Genomic DNA, 2,684 nt, shown 5'->3' on the forward strand with positions numbered 1-2,684 from the left:
CAGCGGCCAGGGGCGGGCGGGGGCGGGCAGGAGCCGCTCCAGGAAGGCGTAGCGGCTGCGCAGCGCCTCGGGGTCCTGCCGGGCGTGGCCCTGGACGTGCTGCCACCAGGCGGCGATCTCGCCCCAGGTCGGGGCGGACAGCGAGCCGCCGAACTCCTGCACCGACAGGGCGGCGGTCAGACCGGCGAAGGCGAGCCGGTCGGCGAGCGGCCAGTCGGCGAGGGTGCCGGTGACGAAACCGGCGACGAAGACGTCCCCTGCGCCGGTCGGATCGAGCGCGGAGACCTGGATCGCGGGCACCTCGGCGGTCTCACCGGTGCCGCCGTCGACGGCGTAGGCCCCCTCGGAACCGAGGGTGACCACGGCGTAGCGGACCTTGTCGGCGAGGGCGCGGGCGGCGGCCCGGGGGCAGTCGGTGCGGGTGTAGCGCATCGCCTCGGCGGCGTTCGGCAGGAAGGCCTCGCAGTGCTGGAGGTCGGTGAGCCCGGCGAGATCCCAGCGGCCGGTGTCGTCCCAGCCCACGTCGGCGAAGACCTTGGCGCCGCCGCGGGCGGCCTGGGCGACCCAGTCCTCGGAGCGGCCGGGCACGAGGGAGGCGACGGCCGCGCGCGCGTGCGGCGGGTAGGCGGGCAGGGCGCCGTCGAGCGGCGGGGCCTCGTGGCCGTGCGAGACCATGGTGCGCTCGCCCTCGTAGGCCATGGAGACGGTGACGGGCGAGTGCCACCCGGGCACGGTCCGGGAGAGCGAGAGGTCGATCCCCTCGCCCTGCTCCAGGGCGTCCCAGCAGTACTCGCCGTAGTGGTCGTCGCCGAACGCGGCGGCGAGGGAGGTCCGCAGTCCGAGCCGGGCGAGGGCGGTGGCCATGTTGGCGACGCCGCCGGGGCTGGACCCCATGCCGCGGGCCCATGACTCGGTGCCGCGCACGGGGGCGGAATCGAGCCCGGTGAAGATGATGTCCAGGAAGACGGTGCCCGTCAGGAAGACGTCACAGGCGGGGTCGGTGGGCTCGCGCAGACACACCAACGGGTCGACCCCGGCGTCGTTTTGCGGCTGCTCTCCCCTTGCTGTGGTCACGGCAGGCTCCCCGGTCGTGGTGCGGATCAGATCAGTGTGCCCGATGGGGGTGGGGTGACGGGCGGGACGCACAAAAGGAGCGCTGCTTACCCCCGAACCCCACCCCCAAACCGAAAGTGACCCGGATCACGTACCGAACCGGCGGAAACCACCTTCTCCCGCCACTCACCTGCTTGATACACATGGTTCGCGACCCCGTGCCCCCGCGCACACCACCGGGCGCTCCACCCCTCCCCTTCCGTTCCTGGGAACGCCCATGTCCTCGCGGACCCGCCGCTCGGGGGCCCTCGTCGCCCTCGTCGCCCTCTTCACGGCCGGCTACCTCGCCCCGTACCTCCTGCCGACCGTCGTCGGCCGGCTCTCCGCCGGACTCGGCCTCACCCCCGCCCAGGCGGGCCTGATCGGCTCCGTCCTGCTCCTCGGCTCCTCCACGGCCGGCTTCACGCTCGCCGCGCGCGGACACCGGGTCGGCCCGCGCCGAGCGGCCCGCACGGGCCTGCTCGCGATGGCCGTCGGATACGGCTCCGCCGCCGCGACCGCCTCCGTACCGCTGGTGGTCGCGGGCGCGGTCCTCGGCGGCCTCGGCTCGGGCACGGCGACGGCGGTGGCCGTGGCCGGAATCGCCGGCCGACGGGACCCGCACCGCGCCTCGACCCTCGGCCTCCTGGCCGTCTCGGCCACGGCGGGCGCCCTGTACCTGACCCTGCCGCACCTGGGCGGCGGCCACGCCGCCCCGCTCCTCGCGATCGCCTGCACGGCGACCCTGGTGTGGCCGTTCACGGCCCGCCTCCCCCACGCCGCTCACGCGGTACGGGAGACGGCGACGGCCTCGGGCCCCCTCCCCCACCGACGGGCGGGCGCCGTGCTCGCCGGGGGCATCCTGGGCTGGTCGCTCGCGCAGAACGCGCTCTGGGGCGTGAGCGGCCGCATCGGCCTCACCCAGGCGGGCCTCTCCGAGGTCACCGTGGGCGCGGTCTTCGCGGCGGCACTCGGCGCGGGCCTCGCCGGCGTCACGGCGGCGGGCGCACTCGGCTCCCGCCTGGGCCGGGCGGTCCCGATCGGCGCGGGCACGGTGGCGATCGCGGGCTGCGTCCTGCTGAGCTCGACCGCGGAAAGCCTCGCCGGCTTCGCCACGGGCGAGATCCTCTGGAACGCCGTCTACCCGGTGGTCCTGTCCTACCTCCTGGGCCTGGCGGCCTCCCTGGACCCGCGCGGCCGCTGGGCCGTCATGGTCGGCTCGGCCTCGTCCCTGGGCGTGGCCTGCGGCCCGGTGACCGGCAGCCTCCTCTCGGAGCACGCCGGCTACCCGGGCATGGGCCTGACCCTGTGCACCCTGCTCCTGCTGGTCGCCGCCCCCATGACGGCAGTGGCCCGCCACGCCTCGGGCCGCCCCCTGGTCCCGGGCTCGATCCACCGCCGCGACCTCCTGCTCCGGCGCTCCCATCTGGGGGACCAGGGAGGTCCCCGAGCCCCGGCCCGCGAGCACCGCCGCCGGCGCCCCGCCGCGGCGGTGGATCGAGCCCGGGACCAGGGGGCGGCCCGAGGCGTGGCGGGCCACTGCCGTCATGGGGGCGGCGACCAGCAGGAGCAGGGTGCACAGGGTCAGGCCC

At 76.2% G+C, this 2,684-nt stretch carries 2 protein-coding genes; one reads left to right on the forward strand and one right to left on the reverse strand.

Annotation, left to right across the window (positions count from 1 at the left end):
* A partial coding sequence (locus CCN56_RS33045) for a carbohydrate kinase family protein (protein WP_086831540.1) occupies nt 1-1,074 on the reverse strand: 1,074 nt, incomplete at its 3' end.
* A gap of 256 nt (nt 1,075-1,330) precedes the next feature.
* On the opposite strand from CCN56_RS33045, the gene CCN56_RS33050 reads away from it, so the two are divergent.
* A partial coding sequence (locus CCN56_RS33050; RefSeq protein WP_256962313.1) for an MFS transporter occupies nt 1,331-2,684 on the forward strand: 1,354 nt, incomplete at its 3' end.

It is taken from the genome of Streptomyces sp. NRRL B-24572 (assembly GCF_002156145.1).
Lineage (GTDB): Bacteria > Actinomycetota > Actinomycetes > Streptomycetales > Streptomycetaceae > Streptomyces > Streptomyces vietnamensis.